27 protein-coding genes, 1 riboswitch and 1 other annotated feature are annotated in these 23,163 nt (G+C 42.4%); of the genes, 5 read left to right on the forward strand and 22 right to left on the reverse strand.

The features are described 5' to 3' along the window. Window positions 1–101 precede the first annotated feature (101 nt). Complete coding sequence (locus tag MKY83_RS12795; protein WP_181462012.1) at window positions 102–602, reverse strand: intercompartmental signaling factor BofC; 501 nt, start codon at window positions 600–602, stop codon at window positions 102–104. A gap of 238 nt (window positions 603–840) precedes the next feature. Here MKY83_RS12795 and MKY83_RS12800 point away from each other — a divergent pair, with 238 nt between their 5' ends. Then, window positions 841–1,485, forward strand: a complete 645-nt coding sequence (locus MKY83_RS12800) for a serine/threonine protein kinase (protein ID WP_044140016.1) — start codon at window positions 841–843, stop codon at window positions 1,483–1,485. A gap of 33 nt (window positions 1,486–1,518) precedes the next feature. Here MKY83_RS12800 and MKY83_RS12805 read toward each other — a convergent pair whose 3' ends face one another. Then, window positions 1,519–1,698, reverse strand: coding sequence for a hypothetical protein (locus MKY83_RS12805; RefSeq protein WP_034620653.1), 180 nt, complete (start codon window positions 1,696–1,698; stop codon window positions 1,519–1,521). Window positions 1,699–1,891: 193 nt separating this feature from the next. Here MKY83_RS12805 and MKY83_RS12810 point away from each other — a divergent pair, with 193 nt between their 5' ends. Beyond that, window positions 1,892–2,038 (forward strand): hypothetical protein, encoded by a 147-nt coding sequence (locus MKY83_RS12810; RefSeq protein WP_003216600.1) that lies wholly within the window; start codon window positions 1,892–1,894, stop codon window positions 2,036–2,038. A 35-nt stretch (window positions 2,039–2,073) separates the two neighbouring features. Here MKY83_RS12810 and thiC read toward each other — a convergent pair whose 3' ends face one another. Beyond that, window positions 2,074–3,834: a phosphomethylpyrimidine synthase ThiC gene (gene thiC / locus MKY83_RS12815; protein WP_065098519.1), complete on the reverse strand. Its 1,761-nt coding sequence runs from the start codon at window positions 3,832–3,834 to the stop codon at window positions 2,074–2,076. A 127-nt stretch (window positions 3,835–3,961) separates the two neighbouring features. Further along, window positions 3,962–4,070: riboswitch (TPP riboswitch) on the reverse strand. Between the two features lie 237 nt (window positions 4,071–4,307). Between thiC and MKY83_RS12820 the strand changes: the two genes are divergently transcribed. Further along, a complete protein-coding gene (locus MKY83_RS12820; RefSeq protein ID WP_065098520.1) occupies window positions 4,308–4,940 on the forward strand; it encodes a LysE family transporter in 633 nt (210 codons plus the stop codon). Window positions 4,941–4,988: 48 nt separating this feature from the next. Here MKY83_RS12820 and MKY83_RS12825 read toward each other — a convergent pair whose 3' ends face one another. The 5 genes from MKY83_RS12825 to nadB all read right to left on the reverse strand — a co-directional run bounded on the left by MKY83_RS12825 (window position 4,989) and on the right by nadB (window position 10,667). Beyond that, complete coding sequence (locus tag MKY83_RS12825; protein ID WP_065098521.1) at window positions 4,989–5,606, reverse strand: YhcN/YlaJ family sporulation lipoprotein; 618 nt, start codon at window positions 5,604–5,606, stop codon at window positions 4,989–4,991. A 133-nt stretch (window positions 5,607–5,739) separates the two neighbouring features. Continuing rightward, the gene (safA, locus tag MKY83_RS12830; RefSeq protein ID WP_065098522.1) at window positions 5,740–7,020 is read right to left on the reverse strand and encodes a SafA/ExsA family spore coat assembly protein; all 1,281 of its coding nucleotides are present in this window, start codon (window positions 7,018–7,020) and stop codon (window positions 5,740–5,742) included. 131 nt (window positions 7,021–7,151) lie between these two features. Then, complete coding sequence (gene nadA, locus MKY83_RS12835; protein ID WP_065098523.1) at window positions 7,152–8,261, reverse strand: quinolinate synthase NadA; 1,110 nt, start codon at window positions 8,259–8,261, stop codon at window positions 7,152–7,154. Further along, a complete protein-coding gene (gene nadC / locus MKY83_RS12840) occupies window positions 8,248–9,111 on the reverse strand; it encodes a carboxylating nicotinate-nucleotide diphosphorylase (RefSeq protein ID WP_113767493.1) in 864 nt (287 codons plus the stop codon). Before nadC ends, nadA begins: the two co-directional genes overlap by 14 nt. Beyond that, complete coding sequence (gene nadB / locus MKY83_RS12845) at window positions 9,093–10,667, reverse strand: L-aspartate oxidase (protein ID WP_268454459.1); 1,575 nt, start codon at window positions 10,665–10,667, stop codon at window positions 9,093–9,095. Before nadB ends, nadC begins: the two co-directional genes overlap by 19 nt. Window positions 10,668–10,752: 85 nt before the next feature. Here nadB and MKY83_RS12850 point away from each other — a divergent pair, with 85 nt between their 5' ends. Next, window positions 10,753–11,904 (forward strand): IscS subfamily cysteine desulfurase, encoded by a 1,152-nt coding sequence (locus MKY83_RS12850; protein WP_326848232.1) that lies wholly within the window; start codon window positions 10,753–10,755, stop codon window positions 11,902–11,904. A gap of 3 nt (window positions 11,905–11,907) precedes the next feature. Beyond that, window positions 11,908–12,450: a transcription repressor NadR gene (locus MKY83_RS12855; protein WP_050943655.1), complete on the forward strand. Its 543-nt coding sequence runs from the start codon at window positions 11,908–11,910 to the stop codon at window positions 12,448–12,450. Between the two features lie 24 nt (window positions 12,451–12,474). On the opposite strand, the gene pheA is transcribed toward MKY83_RS12855, so the two are convergent. The 14 genes from pheA to MKY83_RS12925 all read right to left on the reverse strand — a co-directional run bounded on the left by pheA (window position 12,475) and on the right by MKY83_RS12925 (window position 23,108). Beyond that, a complete protein-coding gene (pheA, locus tag MKY83_RS12860; RefSeq protein WP_034661622.1) occupies window positions 12,475–13,353 on the reverse strand; it encodes a prephenate dehydratase in 879 nt (292 codons plus the stop codon). A gap of 18 nt (window positions 13,354–13,371) precedes the next feature. Beyond that, on the reverse strand, window positions 13,372–13,815 hold the full coding sequence (locus MKY83_RS12865; protein ID WP_003216269.1) for an ACT domain-containing protein: 444 nt from the start codon (window positions 13,813–13,815) through the stop codon (window positions 13,372–13,374). A 55-nt stretch (window positions 13,816–13,870) separates the two neighbouring features. Next, entirely contained in the window at window positions 13,871–15,157 is a 1,287-nt protein-coding gene (obgE, locus tag MKY83_RS12870) for a GTPase ObgE (protein ID WP_012010757.1), read from the reverse strand. Between the two features lie 30 nt (window positions 15,158–15,187). Beyond that, the gene (locus MKY83_RS12875; RefSeq protein WP_012010758.1) at window positions 15,188–15,772 is read right to left on the reverse strand and encodes a sporulation initiation phosphotransferase B; all 585 of its coding nucleotides are present in this window, start codon (window positions 15,770–15,772) and stop codon (window positions 15,188–15,190) included. A gap of 254 nt (window positions 15,773–16,026) precedes the next feature. Further along, a complete protein-coding gene (gene rpmA, locus MKY83_RS12880; protein ID WP_003216586.1) occupies window positions 16,027–16,311 on the reverse strand; it encodes a 50S ribosomal protein L27 in 285 nt (94 codons plus the stop codon). Window positions 16,312–16,323: 12 nt separating this feature from the next. Beyond that, entirely contained in the window at window positions 16,324–16,662 is a 339-nt protein-coding gene (locus MKY83_RS12885; RefSeq protein WP_065098528.1) for a ribosomal-processing cysteine protease Prp, read from the reverse strand. 14 nt (window positions 16,663–16,676) lie between these two features. Next, window positions 16,677–16,985 (reverse strand): 50S ribosomal protein L21, encoded by a 309-nt coding sequence (gene rplU, locus MKY83_RS12890; RefSeq protein WP_003216781.1) that lies wholly within the window; start codon window positions 16,983–16,985, stop codon window positions 16,677–16,679. Window positions 16,986–16,997: 12 nt separating this feature from the next. Continuing rightward, window positions 16,998–17,070: a sequence feature (ribosomal protein L21 leader region), on the reverse strand. A 66-nt stretch (window positions 17,071–17,136) separates the two neighbouring features. Further along, complete coding sequence (locus tag MKY83_RS12895) at window positions 17,137–18,006, reverse strand: M50 family metallopeptidase (protein WP_342487392.1); 870 nt, start codon at window positions 18,004–18,006, stop codon at window positions 17,137–17,139. After that, window positions 17,999–18,790, reverse strand: coding sequence for a M23 family metallopeptidase (locus MKY83_RS12900; protein WP_044139999.1), 792 nt, complete (start codon window positions 18,788–18,790; stop codon window positions 17,999–18,001). The genes MKY83_RS12895 and MKY83_RS12900 overlap by 8 nt, the downstream gene beginning before the upstream one ends. Window positions 18,791–19,102: 312 nt before the next feature. Beyond that, window positions 19,103–19,906, reverse strand: a complete 804-nt coding sequence (gene minD / locus MKY83_RS12905; RefSeq protein WP_003216504.1) for a septum site-determining protein MinD — start codon at window positions 19,904–19,906, stop codon at window positions 19,103–19,105. 2 nt (window positions 19,907–19,908) lie between these two features. Next, window positions 19,909–20,592, reverse strand: a complete 684-nt coding sequence (minC, locus tag MKY83_RS12910) for a septum site-determining protein MinC (RefSeq protein WP_034661644.1) — start codon at window positions 20,590–20,592, stop codon at window positions 19,909–19,911. Between the two features lie 54 nt (window positions 20,593–20,646). Beyond that, on the reverse strand, window positions 20,647–21,165 hold the full coding sequence (gene mreD, locus MKY83_RS12915) for a rod shape-determining protein MreD (RefSeq protein WP_034661648.1): 519 nt from the start codon (window positions 21,163–21,165) through the stop codon (window positions 20,647–20,649). Continuing rightward, window positions 21,162–22,061, reverse strand: a complete 900-nt coding sequence (gene mreC / locus MKY83_RS12920; RefSeq protein WP_003216396.1) for a rod shape-determining protein MreC — start codon at window positions 22,059–22,061, stop codon at window positions 21,162–21,164. The genes mreD and mreC overlap by 4 nt, the downstream gene beginning before the upstream one ends. A 27-nt stretch (window positions 22,062–22,088) precedes the next feature. Beyond that, complete coding sequence (locus tag MKY83_RS12925) at window positions 22,089–23,108, reverse strand: rod shape-determining protein (RefSeq protein ID WP_003216532.1); 1,020 nt, start codon at window positions 23,106–23,108, stop codon at window positions 22,089–22,091. Window positions 23,109–23,163 lie beyond the last annotated feature (55 nt).

A 23,163-nucleotide genomic window follows, 5' to 3' on the forward strand; every position in this document is an offset into this window, starting at 1 on the left:
AAAACCGCAATAAAAGTTAACATACGTTCGCTCAATGCATTTTTACGATGACACTACGAAAAACAGCTTGCGGCCTTCACACCAGCAAGCTGTTATACGCTTTAAAACGATATTTCATTTCGGTAAGGCTTCATGACTTCAAGCACATGCTCAAATTCATCCTTTGTTCGAAAAGGAATGCCTTGCTGAAGCTGCTCCTCCACATGACTTTCTAAACGGGACGTATCAATTTGAAAAAAGAGATGAATGGGCTCCGCCCAGCCGTCAGGCCTTCCATGAAACGTAGAAATCACACCGTCCTCTGATAATCCGATATATCCATTTGCTTTACTTAATGGAGAGATATCATCAATTTGCTTTCTAAAAAGCGCAAAATCCTCTTTCTGCTCTACTAGCGTCCAGCCTTTATACTGCGACCAGAATGTGTCTTTGTCTTCTAATGATGCCCGGTGTCTTTCAATACTCACATCTCCGTCTAGATAGACTTTTTCAAGCTGCACGGTGATCGAGTTTGACTGCTTTTGCAAGTGTTCTTTTCCTTCCATATCCGCAGCGAAAAAAAGCACACTTGTCATGATAAGTCCTGTAACGAAACATTTCATCTTCACTTTCACTATTTACACCTCTTTAGAACATGAGATCGATGCATGACATATGTAGTTTGACCCATTTTTCTAAACATTAACCAAATCGATGACATGAATATATGGGAAGAGTCTTTCGTTGTATCCTTCATTCGTAAATGGTATGTTTTATACAATCCATTGCTTTATCGAATGCTCGGTTTTTTCATCATTCGTTTTTCAGCCGCATAAACTGAAACCAAAGAAGGTGAAGTCAATGTCAGAAGTCAAAAGATTAGCCGAATCGATTCAGTATCATGAGGATAAACGTCTTCATAAGCTTGCCTTTAAACCGGCAGAGCTTGAGCTGTGCGGCAAAGGAAGAAGTGCCTATGTCTTTTCATACAAAAAAGACGGCAAGAAAATGGCGCTAAAAGTCTTTTTCCCTTCTTATCAGCATATTGCCCGCAAAGAAGCCGCTATTTATGAAAAGCTCTCTGGTTCGTCTTACTACCCTGAGATTTATGAATCTGGGGATCAGTATATTTTAATGGAATATATTAAAGGATATACATTCTATGAATGCCTCACAAAGGGGATTCCTATTAAAAAACAAATGATTGAGCAAGTCGATGATGCGCTAGAAGAAGCACGCGAGAAAGGATTGAATCCTTCTGATATCCATCTGAGGAATCTGATCTTAACAAAGGAAGGACAGGTCAGGGTCATCGATGTTGCCCGTTTCACACAAACAAAAGCTTGCCATCAGTGGGATGATTTAAAAGCCGCTTACGCTTATTATCAAAAACCTTTTTTCCCGAAAAAAGCACCGCGTCTATGGCTTGAAGTGATTGCTTATTTATATAAAAAGAACTGGCTGTCCCGCGGTCAGCTTAATAATCGGAATGATTTCTCTGCATAATGAAAGCCGCTCTCACTGAGCGGCTTTTCTGTGTCAATCTGTTTCAACATGGATGCTATTCACATTTAATAAGTTAATGATTTCATTATTCAGCTTAAACCAATGATTGGCTTCTTCAATTTTCTTATACACATCATAGGTAGCTGGACGTTTTAGCTCGAAATCAAGCACTTCCCCATTGTTCATATGAAATGTTACCTTAAATACTTTCATCATAAGATCACCTTCCACTCTCTCTTGTTAGCTTGCCAAATAGATCGGCTCTTTTCATTCATTCTCTACTCAACTCGTTTCCCCTCCTTCTTTCCTGTCAAACACAAGAAGTTTAAATTTTGTTTAAATTCAAACAACATCTCTATCCCTCTTCTTTGCAAAGAAGTATATGATTTAAAAGGAGGTTTTCTTTATGAAACGGAAAAAGAAACGAACATCTCCAGAAAGACAAACAGTCGTGTTTCATTTAACAGATGCCCTTATTCCGAGTCTGGACATGATAGGGGTTGCATTAAAGGCATTTTTCCACCTCTTAAGAAAAGCCTTATCCGCGATCTGATAAAACCCCACACAACATGCGTGCGAGGTTCTTTTTTAGGATGAATATATTTGACTTCCTTGGCTGATAAACTCCTTCGCCTTCTTCTCCATCTCTTTTTTCACTTCTTCTGATTGATTGCGAATATCATGGGAAATTTTCATGCTGCAAAACTTCGGTCCGCACATCGAGCAAAAATGGGCAGTCTTAGCGCCTTCAGCAGGCAATGTTTCATCATGGAACGCCATCGCTCTTTCTGGATCAAGTGACAGGTTGAATTGGTCCCGCCATCTAAATTCAAACCTTGCTTTCGATAAAGCATCATCGCGCTTTTGAGCAGCAGGATGTCCTTTTGCTAGATCAGCAGCATGTGCAGCAATTTTATAGGCAATCACACCTTCTCTTACATCTTCTTTGTTCGGCAGACCTAAATGCTCTTTTGGCGTCACATAGCATAGCATCGCTGTCCCATACCAGCCGATCATAGCTGCGCCGATAGCAGATGTAATATGATCATATCCCGGAGCAATATCTGTTGTAAGAGGTCCTAATGTATAAAATGGTGCCTCTTTGCAAATCTCCATTTGTTTGTCTACATTCTCTTTGATTTTATCCATCGGAACATGTCCAGGCCCTTCAATCATCACCTGTACATCATGTTTCCAAGCGATCTCTGTCAATTCACCTAACGTTTCCAGCTCTGCAAACTGCGCTTCATCATTGGCATCAGCTATTGATCCTGGTCTGAGTCCGTCTCCAAGTGAAAAAGCAATATCATACGTTTTCATAATCTCACAAATGTCTTCGAAGTGGGTATAAAGGAAATTTTCTTGATGATGGGCAAGACACCATCTTGCCATAATGGCACCGCCTCTTGAAACAATTCCGGTCACCCGATCGACTGTCAGCGGAATATACCTTAACCGCACTCCCGCATGAATCGTGAAGTAGTCTACTCCTTGCTCTGCCTGTTCAATTAACGTGTCTCTGTACACGTCCCACGTCAAATCTTCTGCCACGCCATTCACTTTTTCAAGCGCCTGATAAATGGGAACGGTGCCTACTGGGACTGGGCAATTGCGAATGATCCATTCTCTCGTTGTATGAATGTCCTTTCCTGTAGACAGATCCATCATGGTGTCTGCACCCCATCTGATGGCCCACGTCATCTTTTCTACCTCTTCATCAATGGATGATGTCACAGCTGAATTACCAATGTTCGCATTGATTTTGACATGAAAATGCCTTCCGATAATCATCGGTTCACTTTCAGGATGGTTAATATTCGCTGGAATGACCGCTCTTCCGCTGGCTACTTCCTCTCTCACGATCTCAGGGCTTAGCCCTTCTCTTAACGCGATGAACTCCATTTCAGGCGTCACAATACCTTTTTTTGCATAATGCATTTGCGTCACACAGGCACCTTTTTTTGCGCGAAGCGGCTCATGATGAAAATCAGTAAGAACATGATGATGTGACGCTTTCTCTTTGGAGCGATATCCGTTATCTTCAGGTTTTACATGACGTCCTTCATAGCTTTCTGTATCCTCTCTTTCTTCGATCCATGCCGCTCTCAGACGATGAAGCCCCTTTGTAACATCGATATGAGCACGCTCATCGGTGTAAGGTCCACTCGTATCGTACACACGAATCGGTTCATTTTGAATATTTCCTGCCTGCGTCACCGTTTGTGAAAGGACAATCTCTCTTTTTGGCACTAAAATGTCAGGTCTTGACCCTTTCTCATACACCTTTCGGCTGCCTTCAAAGCTTGATAATAAGGATTGAGTTGTTAGGGTATTTTTCTTTTCTTTCATTTGCTGTTCTCTCCTTCTCTTCTTGTCACCGGACAGGATGGAATCAGCACCAGCAAAAAAACCAGGCTCTATGAACAGAACCTGGTTTCGTCGTTAGAAATAAACATGAATGTCATTCATATGACACATGTATCATCTTCAACTTCCCCACGCTGGTACGAGCCAGATCAGGTCCAAAGGGTTAAGAAGCATACACTTCTCTCTCAGCCCAGCCGCGGGCACCCCTAGTCACATTTATTCATTTCCACAACAGTGTAGCATAGAGATGCCATGAAAAAAAGAAGTTTTAGGAAAATAGTTCCTTTCTACTACAAAAGAGATAAAGCCAGCTTGATATACACCTTTATATACATCATCTATCCCAAACATTTAGATAAAATCTGAAATAACCATTGATCCTTTTCTCCTATTATGTATAATTAATCTAAACGGAGAATTTTTATACAAACTTTTTCAAAGGAAGTTCTAGTCGATTGCAAACATTTCTCACATTTATCGTCATAGGATTCTCAATTGCTCTGCCAGTTGGAGCGATCACGGTTGAAATGACAAAACAGGGATTAAAAAACGGCTTCTTTCATGGTTTAACTGTAGGAGCAGGCGGTATGACCATCGATCTCCTACTAATCTTGGCTTTATATGCTGGATTTGCTCAGTTTTTATCACTGCCATTTGTCCAAATCCCGCTCTGGCTGATCGGAGCTATATTCTTAATGATTCTCGCATACGATTCCATTAAACATGCGGATCAAGACATCCATTTAGCTGGCGAAAAAGTCAATAAATCTTTCGCAAAAACGTACAGAAACGGCTTGCTTGTTGCGGTGTCTCCTGGAAACCTTGTGTTCTGGGTTTCTGTATTCGGAGCTGTACTGACAGATGCATATACAAAAACAGATTCATCTGAATTTATGCTGGCATCAGGCGGTATTTTGGCAGGGATTCTCCTTCATGACATCGGTCTTCTCACCCTTATATCCTTAACAAGAAAAGTGATGAATCGAACGATGATCAAATGGACATCCATTATTGCTGGTATTTTATTACTTGGATTTGGCTGTTATTTCTTTTACGAATTCTATATAGGCATTAAGGTTTATTTTTAAGAAAAGGCTAAAGTTCTTGAGGAACTTTAGCCTTTTTTATTCTTCAACCTATCGAGTCATGCCTGTTTGACCTGTTTCAAATTGTGTTCTTCTCATATCTCTAAAGCGTGTGAAAGCACCCTCGTCTTTAATCACTTGGACAGCTCTTCCATCCGCATAACGAGTCGCTGCTTCTTCCACTTGTGATACGCCTTCTGACGTTAGACGTCCATCTGATTTAATGGCAATATACACACTTTCATCAGTTACCATCACCTGTGAGTCTGCAACGTGGTTCATTTTATTGACGCGATTGGCAATTTTTCTTGAACGCTGCACGTTCTCTTGTTTATCGTAGCCAGAGAACGACATTTGGTTATGATAGTTCATATCTCCATGACTGTAGCGTCCATCTCCACCTGCGAGAGGCGTTCGATCATCAGCTTGAGGACGGGTGCGATAATCAACATTCGTTGTATTCCCACCGTTCATTCCCTCCATGAGCTCTGAAACTGGCCCTTGATGATCTTGGTTATTGTCATCCACACGGTTATTCGAATGATATCCGACTGGCTGACCTGATTGATTATGTCGTGTATCTACACCTGCATTGTCATTTGCACCACATGCCGTTAATCCAATAGGAAGAAGCACTAATGCGATCGTTTTTTGCCATTTTTGTCTCAAACGAAAAACCCCCTGTACAAATTCAATCTCATGAGCGCGAAACAGGCTCTGTTTTAGCATGTACAGTTTTGGAAAAAATCAAGCTGTCAGTTATAAACAAAAAAAGGAACGATTGAGATCGCTCCTTCTGTCATTACTCTTCTTCGTCTTCCTCTGGTCTTGCAAAAACAGATTGACCTGGATATGGCTGCATATAAGGCTGAGCTGGATAAGCCCCCATTTGGCCATAAGGTACAGGATTCGGGTAATGTCCTGGCCACGGCTGATGCTGCTTCATGCCATCATCACATCCGCAGTCTTCCTTGCCGTAAGCTTCATTTGAAACATTTGGATAAAAGCCTTGATTCACGTTCGCATTGACATTTGCGTTGGCATTGGCATTTGGATGCATATGGTGGTGCCAGTGATGCCCGTCGTTTGCATGATGTTCATAATGTTCTCCGTAATAAGCTGGCGCTTGATACGCAGGATAATATGGCTGCGCTGGGTATGGATATGGCATCATGTGATGATGGTGATAATAAGGCTGGATAGGATAACAAAGACCTGACCCTGGTAAAATTGGCGATGCTGGCACCATTTGCTGCGGATATGGATACATTGCCGGCATGTAATGACCATGACCATAATAAGGATCATATGCGTCATGATGCTGGTGATGGTGATGATGTTCCTTATTCTCAGCCATTCCCCCTACCGCTGCGCCTCCTACATTCGGCATTTGCGGGAAATTAGGAAGGTTTGGGTAATTGCTGTGTTCCATATCTTTTCCCTCCTCCTTTTGATGCGGAATATGAATAAACGGATCATACCCCTTTGCCACATCATCTTTTAAATGACCTTTATTTTCATCATAAAAATGGTCTTTGTTATCTTGATAGTTCTTATTTTCATGATGGAAATGATCCTTGTTATCTTTATGCTCCTTATTCTCATAATGAACATGATCTTTATGATCCTTTTTGTCATGAGCATGATCTTTCTTTTCATGAACGTGATCTTTTTTCTCATGATGTTCTTTTTTGGGAGGAGGCGTGAATGGCTGGTAGAGATTGGTCTGATAATAGTTCACATCGACTTGCGGAAAAACTGGCTGCTCGATCTTTGGCACTGGCGGTACATAAGGTACAGGTTCGTTTGGCTTTTCTTTCGGCTTCGTATCTTGCACTTGCACGACATCTTTTGGCTTTTCTTTCACATACGGATGTTCTTTCGGCTTTGGCATTTCTTTTGCTTTCTGATGATCTGTTTTTACAGGAACACCACTAGATGGAATCTTGATCTTCATACCCGGCATGATCAAATCTGGATTACTGAGCTGTGAATTTAGTTTTTTCAATTCTTGAAAGTCGACTCCGTATTTCTTTGAAATTTTCCAAAGGGAGTCTCCTTTTTGCACAATATGAATTTTCAACGTTTTCCCCTCCTATGCAAAACGTGAACGTAACGGTTATGTCAGAAGTACAATATGTTTCACCATAAATTTATGCCTATTTACAAGCCAATATGATAAAAACTTGTTTTCTGATAGGAGGGGCTGATTCATTATTTAATGGCGAGCATTTTATTCAGTGCAAGTAAAGCGTCTTTTGTCGTGTCTTCATTGACTTGAATCAAACCGACCGGATTACCTTTCTCTAAGCTTTCTAGTGACCATAACAAATGAGGGAGATCGATCCGATTCATCGTCAAACATGGACACATATCCGGATTGAGGGATTCGATTTGTTTATCTCGATGCTGATCTATGATCCGCTTAACCAAATTCATCTCTGTTCCAATCGCCCACTTGCTTCCTGCTGGTGCTTCCTTGATCGTATCAATAATAAATTTCGTTGAACCGGCAAGATCAGAAGCCGTGACGACTTCATGCGTGCACTCTGGATGGACAAGAATTTGAATGTCACGGTCTCTTTTTCTCGTTTCTTCAATATTTCGCACCGTGAATTTCTCATGGACAGAGCAATGGCCTTTCCATAAAATCATCTTGATGCGGGAAAGCGGCTGATCGGTGATGAGCCTTTCTTCTATTTGATCCCAGACAGCCATTTCTTCAAGTGAAATGCCTAAATCAAAGGCCGTATTACGCCCTAAATGCTGATCAGGGAGAAACAGAATCCGCTCTTTTTGTGTGAGCGCCCACTCCATCACTTTTTTAGCGTTTGATGATGTCACAGTGGCCCCGCCATGCTTTCCGACAAATGCTTTAATATCAGCTGTTGAGTTGACATACGTAAGTGGAAGAATTGTCTCCCCAAACAGATCAGTGAGCTGCTCCCATGCTCTATCCGTTTGTTTCATGTTCGCCATATCTGCCATTGAACAGCCTGCTCTCATATCTGGCAATAGAACCTTTTGATTTTTATTTGACAGCATGTCTGCCGTTTCAGCCATGAAGTGAACACCGCAGAACACAATGTACTCCGCTTCCTTGTTGTCCGCGGCTATTTGTGCGAGCTGCAATGAATCTCCTGTTGCATCTGCAAATTGGATGACTTCATCCTTTTGATAATGATGCCCTGGTATAAAAAGCTTTGATCCAAAGGCTCGTTTAATGTCTAACACACGCTGCTTCATCTCATCAACAGAGCGGTGTTTATATTCTTCTGGCATCATGGCTACATGTTGATTCGCGAGTACATCAAGCAGTGACATGAGTTGTTCCCCCTTTATGACTGAATTCCATATTCATACTAAAATCAAATGCTGGGGCAGAATGTGTCAGAAAACCAAGTGAAATAAGATCGACACCTGTCCCTCTGTAACTTGGCAATGTCTCTAGCGTGATACCTCCTGAAGCCTCTGTCAGAATTGTCTCCGGCGTCATTTGTTTAAAACGTTTTACCTCGTCCGGAGAGCAGTTGTCAAACATGATGACATCGGCCTTTGCATCAATGGCTTCCTTTAGCTGCGTTTCTGATTCAATTTCTACTTCAATTTTCACCATATGACCGGCATATGCTCTTGCTTTCTCTACTGCTTCACGAATAGAGCCGCATGCGGCGATATGATTATCTTTAATCATCACCCCATCTGATAAGCCGAAGCGATGATTCTTTCCCCCACCTGTCTTCACAGCGTATTTCTCTAACATACGCAAGCCGGGCGTCGTTTTTCTCGTATCACAAATCGTAATCGACGGGTCCGCTAATCGCTGCACTGCTTCATGTGTTAAAGTGGCGATACCTGTCATGCGCTGCAAGACATTCAAAATGACCCGTTCTCCTTTTAATAAGTCGCTGACTGGTCCTTTTATTTTCGCCAGCACTGCCCCTGAATGAATCCAATCACCTTCTTCAAAAAACAACTCAGCCTGAATCTGTTCATTCAGCAGGCGGTACCCTATGTCAATGACTTGAGAACCTGCCAATACACCCGATTGTTTTGCGATGATATAGGCTGTTCCTTTCTTTTCTCCAAAAATGCCATCAGCAGATACATCTCCAAAGCCAATATCTTCTGTGAAAAAATGAGTCAGCATTTGTTTTAACTGTAAACGTTCCATTTGGCACCGATCCTTTCATTTTTCATCATGTAAACGCGGCCTTTTTCATGGACAATCTGTATGCCCCTCCACAAAGCATCATTCCGCTTTGGATAATCCATTCGATAATGACCGCCTCTGCTTTCTGTACGAAGTAATGCAGACTTCACAAGGCAAATCGCTAATGTCCATTGATTACTTAATTCGATCTGTTGGCTTGTGATATTCTTCACATTCACTTGCTGATAAGGGACTTGCTGTAATGTTTGAAGCAAGGTCTTTAGCCCTTTTTCTTCTCTTACAATTGCGGCATATGTCGTCATCCATTGTCTCAACTGATCCTCTGAAATCTCTGGCACGGACCATACTTCTTGAATAGAGAAAGAAGGGATTGTTTTTTTCTTTTTAGGTATTTGTTCAATTCTCCGTGCCGCTTTGTTTCCTAAAACGAGACCTTCCAAGAGAGAATTACTCGCCAATCGATTCGCTCCGTGTAAGCCTGTATAGGCTGCTTCTCCGATAGCAAAAAGAGATGGAAGCGTCGTTTCACCATATTCATTCACGCAGATTCCGCCCATTAAAAAATGCATACCAGGGGAAACTGGGAGCCTGCCACTTGCCATATCGACACCTGCCCGCTCACACATTGCAGCAATGGCTGGAAAACGAACTGAGAAATGTGGAATTTCGCTGATATTGAGATACAGATCATGACCTAATTGCTGCTCATGAAAAATAGCTCTAGCGACAATATCTCTAGGCGCTAAATCAGCTTGTGGGTGAATGCCTTTCATGATCCTCCTGCCTGTTTCATCTTCTAAATAGGCTCCCTCTCCTCGGACTGCCTCTGAAACGAGACCGACTGTTTTTCCAGCGATCGTCAAGAGGGTGGGATGAAATTGAACAAATTCGAGATCAGCTAATTGTGCTCCGGCTCGATAAGCCATCATCAGTCCGTCTCCTGTTATAGAAGGGTCATTTGTGTTTGTTTCATATAGGGAGCCGCAGCCGCCCGTGGATAAAACAACGGCATCTGCGGTCATAGTATGTACGCGATCTTTCTCGTCTTTCCAGACCACTCCTATGCAGGTTCCTTCGTGAACGAGCAGATCAACGACATGGGAATTTTCATATAAATGAATATGTGAGCCAAGCTGATTTTTTAAATACTGCACGAGGGTTTTACCTGTTTGGTCTCCTCCTGCATGCAAAATGCGATGAGTCGTATGCGCCCCCTCTTTACCTAATTGCGGCACGCCCGTCTCCGTTTGATCAAATGGACAGCCTTCTTCTACGAGCTGCTCCACCATATGCTTTCCAAGACTTACAATCTCTTGTACCGCCCTTTCATCATTGTGATCACAGCCGGCAGCTAATGTGTCTTGTACATGCTGATGAACAGAATCCTGTGCTGAAAAGGCAGCAGCGATTCCTCCTTGTGCAAGCATGGAATTACTAGAGGAAAATTGTTTTTTTGTCATCATGATGACTTGGCAGCTTGCTGAAATGGTTTTTGCAAAGGAAAGCGCTGCAATGCCTGATCCCACCACAATGATTTTTTTGATTGATGACACCATCGCCCCTCCTGTCATTTACACCTGTCTTGACACATATCATTACACAACACTACAATAAATACAAGAAAAAATTTTCTCATAGGAGATGGATGGATTGGTTTATTTAGATTACGCAGCTTCTACACCTGTTTCGGAGGAGGCACTGCATGTATTTCAGCAGCTAAGTAAAGATTGCTACGGGAATGCAAGTAGTCTACATGATGCAGGTGGAAGAGCAAATGACATACTGACTTACAGCAGACAATCAATCGCTGCCATTCTTGAGGGCGAACCAGAGGGCATCTACTTTACAAGCGGTGGAACGGAATCCAATCTTCTTGCGATTCAATCGATGGCAAATGGTCTGCCAGCAGACAGGCAGCATGTCATCACAACTTCTGTAGAGCATCCTTCTGTTCATCATGCGGTTAAGAGCTTAGAGCGTCTTGGCGCGAAGGTTACGATCATTGAACCGAATCAAGATGGGATCATCACTCAGGACATTCTCAAAGATGCATTATTGCCTGAAACAGGATTAGTATCTATCCAGCATGCTAATTCAGAAACAGGGATTATCCAGCCGCTCGCTGAATTAGCACCCATTTTAAAAGAAAGGCACATTCTTTTTCATACAGATGCCGTGCAAACATTCGGAAAAGTTCGTGTGTCCATCAAGGAGCTTGGGGTTGATGCCGTATCCATATCGAGCCATAAAGTGTATGCACCTAAGGGCGCTGGTGCTATCTATATGAGTGCTCATGTTCCTTGGAAGCCACTATATTCAGGTGCAGTTCAGGAAAATGGCTTCCGCCCTGGAACAGTGAACGTTCCATGCATCGGTGCTTTTGCTGCTGCGAGCGAACAATTGATACTTAAGCTAGATGAGCAAAAGCGGCAAAATGAGCAGCTTCGTGATTATTTTCATCAGCAGCTGAAAATGAGACAGCTTCCTGTTCGTACACTTCAGAACAATGGCAATCGCCCTATGTTGCCTCATATTATTGGTTGTTTTTTTGAAGGGTTTGAAGGACAATATGTAATGTTAGCATGCAACCGGCATGGGATTTGTATATCGACTGGAAGCGCATGTGCTTCTGGTTATCACCATCCTTCCCCGGCTGTGAAGGCATTGCACGTATCAGATCGTGATGCTCTTCAATTCATTCGACTATCATTTGGATCGAAGTCGTCAAAAGAGGACATCGATCAGCTTTTGCATACATTTGAACAATTGCAAAAGGAGAAGAAAGGGGCATAAGACGTGGAGCAAGAGAGGAAACTCATTGGCGAAGAGAGAAGAAACGCCATTTTAGAGTGGTTGAAAGAAACAGATACACCGCTCACCGGAAGCTTTTTGGCTAAAAAGGCGGCTGTCTCTCGACAAGTCATTGTACAAGATATCTCACTATTGAAAGCAAAAAACGAACCCATTATTGCCACAAGTCAAGGCTATGTGTATATGGCATCTCAGCATGCGCCAGAAAGAGAAATTGAACAAATCATCGCCTGCAAGCATGATCCTGTTCGTACAGAAGAGGAACTGACCTTAATTGTAGACTTTGGTGTGACGGTAAAAGATGTGATTATAGAGCACCCTGTTTACGGTGAACTAACGGCCTCTATTCGCGTCAGCACCCGCAAGCAAGTAGCTGATTTCGTTCATCACATTTCTAACACGGGCGCCTCCTACTTGTCAGAACTAACAGACGGCGTGCATTTACATACACTCACTTCTTACAGTCAAAAGCAGCTTGACCAAGCCATCCAAGCGCTCGATGATGCTGGCTTTTTAATTAAAGACTAAAAAAATAGTGTCCCTTATAGGACACTATTTTTCATTCGTTAGTTCATATGTTTGGTAGCTGCCGAGCAATTTGACTTCACAGCCAATCGCTTCTAATTCCTGAATCGCACCAGGGACAAGGACATCATCCATTTCTTTTTCTATATCTATAATAAATAAATAGTGTCCAAGACCAGTTTTTGTTGGACGAGATTCAATTTTTGACAAGTTGAGATTTCGCCAAGAAAAGGCAGATAACACGCGGTGCAATGCACCTGATTGGTCATCCTTTGGCAGACTGACGACAATGGTCGTTTTTGGCTTCGATGAGAACCCTGCATTCATTGGGAACGATGCTTTAGGATCTTTATGTAAAATAACAAAGCGTGTATGATTGTGCGGATAATCATGAATGTCTTTTTTTGCAATCGTTAAACCATACGTTTGTGCGGCAATTTCATTCGCAATGGCCCCAGCAGCCTCATCCGGATGCTCACTGATATATTTCGCTGCATAACCTGTTGATTCAACTGGACGATGCGGAATATCCGGGTACTGCTTTTTCAGAAATTGATGACACTGGGCAATCGCGTGCGGATGTGATTGGATCACATCTAATGTCTCCCAGCTTTCCGCTCTTGATGGGTGGACAAGCAAATGCTGCCGAATCGGTGCTGTCATTTCACCAACAATGGACAGCGCTTCTTCATGAATTAAATAATCAATCGTTAAGTTCACAGATCCTTCGAGTGCATTTTCAAGTGGAACGACCGCCAAATCGACTTCGCCTTTTGACACAGCATCCATACATTGCGGAATCGTTGCATAGGCACGCTGCACTGCATCTGCTGGAAAGCAAGAGCATACGGCCAAATGAGTAAATGTTGCCTCTGGTCCAAAATAACCTACAGTTAATTGCTTCATCTGCTATGATCTCTCCTTTTACGCCCCAGAACCTAGAATTTCAACTTTTTCGACAAATTCAAGTTTTCTTAATTGATTCATGACTGTATTGATATCATCTGCCATACCAGCCGTGCTAATGGATAGGGTGACATTTGCTCTTCCTTGCAGCGGAATCGTTTGGTGAATGGATAACACATTACAGCCAGAGTCAGCCACAATTTGAAGCAGTCTTGACAGAGCCCCAGACCGATCCTCAAGGTGGAAAAACAATGTGATGATCTGCTCTTTCACCATCGTATAAAATGGAAAAACAGCATCTCTGTATTTATAAAAAGCACTGCGACTTAAATCCGCTTGTTGAACAGCATCAGCAACTGAATCCGCTTTTTTGCGATCGAGAAGCTTTTTAACTTCAAGCGTTTTTCGCATCGCATCTGGAAGGACATCCTCTCTTACTAAATAGAACGTTTCTTCTTTCACCTGTTTTCTCCCCTTTTAAAAACGGGAGAGCCCATGGACTGGACCCTCCTTTTGATCAATCAATAAATTCAAATTCAAATTCAAGCAGACGAATGATGTCGCCGTCTTGTGCACCACGCTCACGTAAGGCATCATCGACGCCCATTCCGCGCAGTTGTCTAGAGAATCGTTTCACGGACTCATCTCTTGAGAAATCTGTCATCTTAAACAGTCGCTCAAGTGCTTTACCCGTTATGACAAATGTACCATCAGGATCTCTTGTGATCTCAAATGGTGCATCTCCCTCATCAAACCTGTACATCACGCGGTTATCAGACAGTTCCTCTTCATTATAAAGCGGGAATTCCGGTGTTGTTTCAAGCTGATTGGCGATTTCAAATAAAAGCTCACGAAGCCCTTCTCTTGTGATCGCACTAATTGGAAACACTTTATAGTCATCCGTTAATTTTTCTTTAAATGCCGCTAGATTGTCAGCTGCATCTGGCATGTCCATTTTGTTCGCTACAATGATTTGTGGACGCTCAGTCAATCTCATATTGTATTGCTCAAGCTCTTCATTAATCGTCACATAATCTTCGTACGGGTCACGTCCTTCAAGTGCTGACATATCAATCACATGGACAATGACACGTGTCCGCTCAATGTGGCGTAAAAATTGATGACCTAAGCCAACGCCTTCGTGCGCGCCTTCGATCAGTCCTGGCAGATCCGCCATGACGAAGCTTCGGTTATCATCTGTTTCGACAACTCCTAGGTTCGGCACAAGCGTAGTGAAATGATAATCCGCAATTTTCGGTTTCGCAGAAGAGACAATTGAAAGCAGCGTTGACTTCCCGACACTTGGGAAACCAACAAGCCCAACATCTGCAAGTACTTTTAATTCTAAGATGACGTCACGCTCTTTACCTGGCTCGCCATTTTCAGAAAGCTGTGGCGCAGGGTTTGCCGGTGTTGCAAAACGTGAATTTCCTCGTCCGCCTCGTCCGCCTTTTGCAATGACTGCCCGCTGTCCATGCTCTGTTAAGTCTGCGAGTACTTGTTCCGTCTCTGCATCCGTCACAACTGTACCGGGCGGAACTTTGACAATCATTTCTTCCGCATTTCGACCATGCTGGTTTTTACTCATTCCGTGCTCGCCGCGATCCGCCTTAAAATGGCGTTTGTAACGAAAGTCCATCAATGTTCTAAGTCCCTCGTCTACTTCAAATACAACATCTGCACCATTTCCACCATCGCCGCCAGCCGGTCCACCTTTTGGCACATATTTTTCACGACGAAACGCCACCATACCGTTTCCGCCGTCACCGCCTTTAACATACACTTTAACCTGATCTACAAACATAACTTCCTCCGTTTCTCTGCATCACATATCTCATTCTTGCCTCAAACAAAGCTCGATCATGGACTCATGACTTGTCACATGAAATTGAACTACACTCATACATGGATAGTTTGCGTCATGAAACGCATTTAACGCATCCAAACTTGTTAATTTTCCTTTGAAATCAAAATATAAGACCACATCATTCTCTTCATGATCTGTTTGGAACGTGACCGTTAAATGATTTTCAGTTTTTTGGCAAACTGATTGATCGAATATCGAAAACAACTCCTGTGATACCGTTAGCAGCTGCGATTCATATGCTGATAAGTCTCGGGTTTCACCAAGCACTTCGTATTCTAAGGTGATAAAATGCGACTCCCAATTAAATGTTAGAAAGTAATAGGCCAATTGGGGAATTTTTAAATTTGAGAGTTTGGATTCATGCTGTGCTTCAATGACCATTTCTTCTATAATTTCAAACACACGGTCATATTTTTCTAATGTCAAGTTGCCCTTGATCAGCTGCAATTTATTCATCCAGTCATGTCTTGAACGACTGAGCAGATAGATCAATTCATTTGTTAATGCAACGTGAGTTAATTTTTCGTTTTGTTTACTTGATATCTCTTCCATTATCGCACTCCCAATCGTTTGGTCTCTCTTTTAGGAGTCTTATCATCACTATGTCTCCCTGAATTATAACAGAGAAGACAGCATAGAAAAACACTAGTTATGTGAGGAAAGGTTGTTTTTTCTGATCTATAGGAGAAAATGAGGCAAAGTCAGCAAACGTTCTTTGATATTGATGGAGTGCATCTCTTTTTCATCTTCGATACTACTTGTAAAAAGTGAAAAAAACTCCAGTCAATGACCGGAGTTTTTAGCAATTATTGTGCCGCAGGATATACGCTCACTTTTTTACGGTCACGACCGAAACGTTCGAATTTAACTGTTCCGTCGATTTTAGCGAAAAGAGTGTCGTCGCCTCCGCGTCCAACGTTTTCACCTGGATAGATTTTCGTTCCACGTTGACGATAAAGGATAGAACCACCAGTTACGAATTGACCATCAGCACGTTTAGCGCCTAAACGTTTAGACTCAGAGTCACGTCCGTTCTTTGTAGAACCTACCCCTTTTTTAGATGCGAAAAATTGAAGATCTAATCTAAGCATGAAGTTCACCTCCTATTTTTTTGTAGATATTCTCACATAATCGTGATAATCTCGTTCGATTGTTTCTAAGGAAACGACCATGCCTTCTAAAAGCAGCTGGGCTTTTTCAAAGGATACTGGATCTGTATCAGCTGGCAATTCAAAAGAGAAATAGCCGCCTTCGTCACCAATATCGAGCAGAGGGTCCAATCCTGCCAGTGCAATAATTGAATTGACTGAGCCGAAAACAACAGCAGATACTCCTGCACAAACGAGATCCTGACCTTTTTCAGCAAACTCGGCATGTCCAGTCATCTGAAAAGACGTAATGCTTTCATCTGCTGCCGACCGAGTAATGGTTGCTTTGATCATATCACTCACACGCCTTAAGCGTTGATTTTTTCGATAACAACTTTAGTGTAAGGTTGACGATGACCTTGTTTCTTGTGGTTGTTTTTCTTCGGTTTGTACTTGAACACAGTAATTTTCTTACCGCGACCTTGTTTTTCAACTTTAGCCGTTACTGTTGCTCCAGCAACTGAAGGGTTACCCACTTTGACAGTGTCTCCGCCGACAAACAATACGTTTTCAAAAGTTACTGTTTCACCTGCTTCAGCAGCTAGTTTTTCAACATAAACAGTTTGACCTTCTTCAACTTTTACTTGTTTACCACCAGTTTCGATAATTGCGTACATCTCTGCACCTCCTAATAAACTCAGACTCGCCGAATACAGGGGGCCTTAGGCTCTTTACACCTGCTTCGCGCGGTTGTAGCACGGGTGCTACATATCCATAACATTAAAAAATATATCAAATTAGACGCAGAATGTCAACGTATTTTCATCACTAGTACGGCAAAAGAAGCTCTTCCATTGAGGAGGTGGTTCTTCGATCTGAAAAATACGCATGAAGCAGTTCATTTTCGTCAAGCTGGCTCATTTTCACTCCATCTCTTTCAATAATAATCGGATGCTTACAGCCTCTTTGGAATCGCGCCATTACTTCATATACTTTTTCCTCAGCGCTCGCTCTCAGCGGAATCAGCTTTTCTACCTTTTGCTCTTTTTTACCGTAATAGCGTTCTAGTAAAAAACGAACCCTGACATAATGCCGCTGCCGGTGCTCCATCACGAGTGAATAGGCTAAAAAGGTAAGCAGCACCCAGCCGTTAAATTGAAGCGGCGCAAACAAAAGTAATCCGCCTGTCAATAGAATGAAAAAGACAAGGGAGCCTTTTATGGCAAGGGCATGTGCACGTTGGAACGGGTAATATGCTGATAAGAGCAAAAAGAATAATTTTCCGCCATCTAGCGGCCAAATCGGCAAAAGATTCACAAGGAAAATCGCCATATTATAAAAAGTGAACATCGTAAAAATGTCGTGTGAAATAAAAGAAGCTTCCATGAAAAACCATGCCATAAGCTGGAGCGGTACATGCTGGAGCGGCCCACATAAAATGACCGCCAGCTCTTCCTTTAGCGGGCGGTTCCCATGCTCTTCTACTTCTACCGCTCCGCCAAACGGGAGTAGAAAAATCCGCCGAATGCGCCAATAATAATAGCAAGCAGCCGCTGCATGTCCAAGCTCATGGACAAAGACGATAATGAGCAGACAAAGCAGCGGCTTGATTTGACCAGAGAGAATCGCAAACGCCATTACAATCCACAGCAGCGGATGAATGTGAATTTTCGTCAGCATGATCAGCCATCTATTCAAAGGTCATCACCTGAATAGGATCGATAAACTGTTCATTTTGCTTAATGGCAAAGTAATATGTGCCCTTTCCTTGATCATCAAGTGAGATCTGGCCAATTTTCTCACCCTTATCGACAAAATCGTATAAAGCCACATTGGCTTCCTTTAATTGACCGTACCAGCTATAGCTGTTATCCGCATGCTGCACGACCACTGTCAGCCCTGTGTCACTTTTCTTTTTCACTTCTACTACATAGCCTTCCTTCATACTGTCAATCGCTTCAGCCGATGTTTCGACTTTGACACCTGCTCCATTTTGCGTAAAGGATTCCTGCACTTTTCCAGAAGCAGGTACGGCCAGTTCTTGGTTCGCTTGTACATCTTTTTGGTCTTCCTTTTTGTCTGTTAAAAAGGCAAGGGGGTTTCCAACTGTTTTCTCAAACCAGCGATTGGCAGCAGCAAATTGAAAATCTTGCTCAAAGGTCTGCGTAATGATCGGCTTCAGCTGCTGAAACGGCCCTGCCTGACCTTTAAATGAAATGGCTGCAATCAAGACAAGGGATGCAGATAATAAACACTTCAGCACAAAGGCATTGGGGTTAAATAGCGGATGCTGATATTTCTTCGGCTGATGAGACGACGATTCAAAGGAAGACGACCCTGAATGCTTTTCTTCCTCTGTCAGCATGACCCATGGAGGGATATCTTCTTTTTTCTTAAAAGTCGTCTTCTTAGATGGAGCAGCTGACTGCTTCGTTTTGCGGCGCTGCGCGATTTTCTTTCGGTACTCGTCCACTCTTTTCATGAGATCACCCTTTACATACAAACAGTTTGTACATTTTATGTGGCGACCTCATCTGATATGCAACAAAAAGACCGATTCTGATCGAATCGGTCTTAGATTGTTGACAAAGTGCTAAAATGATGTTTATTTTAGCACTTTGTCTTCTTTTCAGCGTGATAGAAAACCTTTGAAGTCTAGGAAGGGCGAGCACTGGCGCAGAGCGAATTGAACATTCGTGAGCACCAGCGCGCAGACCTGACAACGAATGCGAGGGTTTGTCTACACGCTGAAACCGATTCTGATCGAATCGGTCTCATCTTACCTGAATGCTTATTAAGCTCTTACACCAAAAAATGCTTTCAGCTTAGCAAACATTCCTTTGTTTTCATCTTCAAATGATTGAAGTGGAACAGATTCGCCTAGTACGCGGCGGGCGATATTACGATATGCAATCGAGACTTTATTTTTAGCATCCATGACAATCGGTTCACCATTGTTTGAAGCCTTAATCACGTCGTCATCATCAGCGACAATGCCAAGAAGATCAATCGATAAGTGATGGACAACTTCATCCACATCCATTGAATCGCCACTTTTCGCCATGTGTGTACGAATACGGTTGACTATCAAACGAGGTGGTTCGATATCTTCTTGTTCTAACAAGCCGATGATACGGTCGGCATCTCTCACAGCTGAGATCTCAGGCGTCGTCACGACAATTGCCTTATCTGCACCAGATACAGCATTTTTAAAGCCTTGCTCAATTCCAGCAGGGCAATCAATGACGACATAATCAAAGTCTTGTTTCAATGATTGAATTAATTCTTTGATCTGCTCTGGTTCTACAGCCGTTTTATCGCTTGTTTGAGCAGCGGGTAAAAGATACAAAAGATCCTCGAAACGCTTATCTTTTACAAGCGCTTGGTGAATTTTACATCTTCCTTCTACTACGTCGACTAGATCATAAATAATGCGGTTCTCAAGCCCCATCACGACATCTAAATTCCGAAGGCCAATATCGGTATCAACTAGACACACCTTTTTCCCTTGAATTGCTAGTGCTGTGCCTAAGTTTGCAGATGTTGTTGTTTTGCCAACGCCGCCTTTTCCTGAGGTAATCACAATAGCCTCGCCCAATTTCACATTCCTCCCTCAAGCCTTGTCAGATTAGGTCTTATATGAGCCAATTGCTGCAGGCGTTCAATGATCATGTTGCCATCTATATCTAAATAAGCACATTCCATTTCATTTCCATCTTCTTTTTGATCTGGTGCACGGTTAAACACTTGTGCGATGCGAAGCTGTGTTGGAATCATACGAGATGCCGCAATGACAGCTTGTTTATTCCCATTACATCCAGCATGTGCCACGCCTTTTAAAGCGCCGAGCACAAAAATATTCCCCCCTGCACGAATCGTTCCGCCAGGATTGACATCTCCTATTAATAAGAGATCTCCTTCAACATACAGTACCTGTCCAGAGCGCACAATTTTGGCTACAGAGGTAATTTCGGCCTCTGCTTTTAATCGTCTCGCCTCTTCAGTTGACATGACGTCACTTTCAATAGAGTGAATGACGAGATGTTCATTTTCAGAGACTGCTTCAGTCAAACGCATTTCCTGATCCTCTGTTAAATACCGAAAACCAAGCTTAATATGCACATTAACCTTATGACCTTCCCTTCCATCTGTATATTGCTCAAGTAAAAGAACCTCTCGCAAGCCAGAAAGAAGGTCATCAAACGAACAGTCATCATTTAACTGTAATGTTAATCCGTTTTTTGTACCTTTTATCGTCACATATTGCTGTTTTTGAGTTTTCAAGATGCTCACCTCAACAACATACTCATTTCGCCGTATTTGGACAAACTCCTGCTTTTATTCGTCGATCAGTCCTTGTTTCATATTGATGAAAAAGAGCCTAAGCGGCACAACAAGTATGAGAGACGCAGCAGTATTTAAAAGAATCGTTGGAATAAAGCGTTCGATGACATACGTATTAAACGGCATAATACCTGGTTGAATTGTCGCTTGAACGCCGTATACATAAAACTCCATCACGGAAACAGCAATAATCGACAGAAAGACGACCACTAACATATTCGTTTGCAAAACTTTAAAGGCTTTCGCTAGCAAATAGCAGAGCGCTCCAAAGCCAAACATATGAACACCAAGTATGCCTGTATACGAAATATCATATAAAAGTCCAAAGATAAAACCGAAAATCACACCATATTTTTGATTCACAAAAGCCGTCATAAATACAAGTGCGAGTAAGATGAAATGAGGAGCTAAAATTTGATTGTCTGAAACAAATGGGAGCTTCACTAGATCGACAAAAATACTGTCAAATACGAAGATAAACAACATGACGAAAGCAAGAAGGACACGTCTCACGAGCCTTCCTCCTTCGTCAATTCAGATGCATCTGCCGTACTTGAGCTGCGGTTCACCACAATCACGCGGTCTAAATTGTTGAGTTCAGCCGCTGGTTCTACATAAATGATTTTTGTCAGGCCGTAATGATCTGGCTCGATTTCACTCACCTTACCAATCGTCAAGCCTTGAGGGAATACGCCCCCTGCTCCAGATGTTTCAACAAGATCTCCTTTTTTGACATCTCCATCTGCATCAGATTTCAGAATATTCATTGTCAGCATTTTTTTCTTACTGTCGTAGCCGTTAATAATTCCGTTGAGTTCTTCTTTGCCCTTTTTCGCAAAAATTTTCGTTGAAATTCTATTATTTTGGTCAGTAGAGCTTAGCAACCTTACAGTCGAAGTAAAATTGTTGAGCTTATCACTTTCAATTTTCCCAATTAACGCACCACTCTCATTTGTGACCGCCATATCTTTGTCAACGCCTTGTTTTTTCCCTTTATCAATCATGACAAAGCTATCCCAAAGGGACGGGTTTCTAGCGATAACCGTTGATAGAATTGGCGTATAATCACGAATAGAGTTCACATAACCGAGCTGCTTGCGAAGCTTTTTGTTCTCATCTTCTAGTTCTTGAAGCTTCGCCTCATATTGGGTTTGTCCATCAAGTTTTTTTCGAAGACGTTCGTTTTCATCGTATGTGTTCTTTAAATCTTGTACGTTCCCATAAATACCGGCGATAAATTGTGATGGTTTATGAAAGACACCTTGAAAAAAGCCTGTCGTATCCCCCACTAATTTTTCCGGCCATGAAGCACCTCTGCCGCTTTTCACTGAAAAACCAATCATGGCCACCAGTACGATGACACAGACAAGGAGCAACATTAATCTTTTATTCATAAAAAACTGCGGCATGTCTTACACCTCTTTATTTACGCCCGATTATCGATTATCTTTTGATTTTCCTTTGAACAAATGAATATGCTCTAGTGCTTTTCCTGTTCCGATTGCCACACAGTCAAGCGGGTCTTCAGCAATAATGACTGGCATCTTCGTTTCATCACTAATGACTTTGTCAAGATTACGAAGCAATGCACCGCCGCCAGTTAAGACGATTCCACGGTCCATAATATCTGCTGCCAGCTCAGGCGGAGTTTTTTCAAGTGTCATTTTCACCGCATCAACAATTGTTTCCACTGTATCGCGAAGCGCTTTTGCAATCTCATCTGCTGTAATCGAGATTGTTTTTGGCAGACCAGTTAAAAGGTCACGGCCCCGAATATCCATTTCATCATGTACATCAGGCTGCGCAGAACCGATTTCCATTTTAATAGCTTCTGACGTACGATCACCGATCATCAGATTATACGTTTTACGGATGTAGCTACTGATCGCATCATCCATTTCATCTCCTGCCACGCGGATTGATTGTGATGTCACAATACCGCCAAGAGAAATAATGGCTACCTCTGTTGTACCGCCGCCAATGTCAACAACCATACTTCCTGTTGGCTCCCATACAGGCAGGTTAGCACCAATCGCCGCAGCAAATGGCTCTTCAATCGGGTATGCGTCACGTGCACCAGCTTGTCTTGTTGCATCAATAACTGCACGCTCTTCTACAGCTGTAATACCAGATGGTACACATACCATCACGTAAGGTTTACGAGCAAAAAGCCCTTTGCCTTTTAATGCTTGATTAATGTAATATTTCATCATTGTTGCTGTCGTCTCGTAATCTGCAATAACTCCGTCTTTCATTGGGCGAAGTGCCACAATATTACCAGGTGTACGGCCAATCATGTTTCTCGCGTCATTTCCAACCGCCACTATAGACTTCGTATCAGTTTCCAAAGCTACGACCGAAGGTTCTCTTACAACAATGCCTTTCCCTTTAATAAAAACAAGCGTATTCGCTGTTCCAAGATCTATTCCAAGGTCTTTTGTACCAATTCCAAACATATGTATGTATCTTCCTTTCTTAAACCAAAATTCCCTTTAGGGAAAAACTCATAAA

Origin of the sequence: Bacillus sp. FSL M8-0266, from assembly GCF_038613425.1 — a bacterium.
GTDB lineage: Bacteria > Bacillota > Bacilli > Bacillales > Bacillaceae > Bacillus > Bacillus pumilus.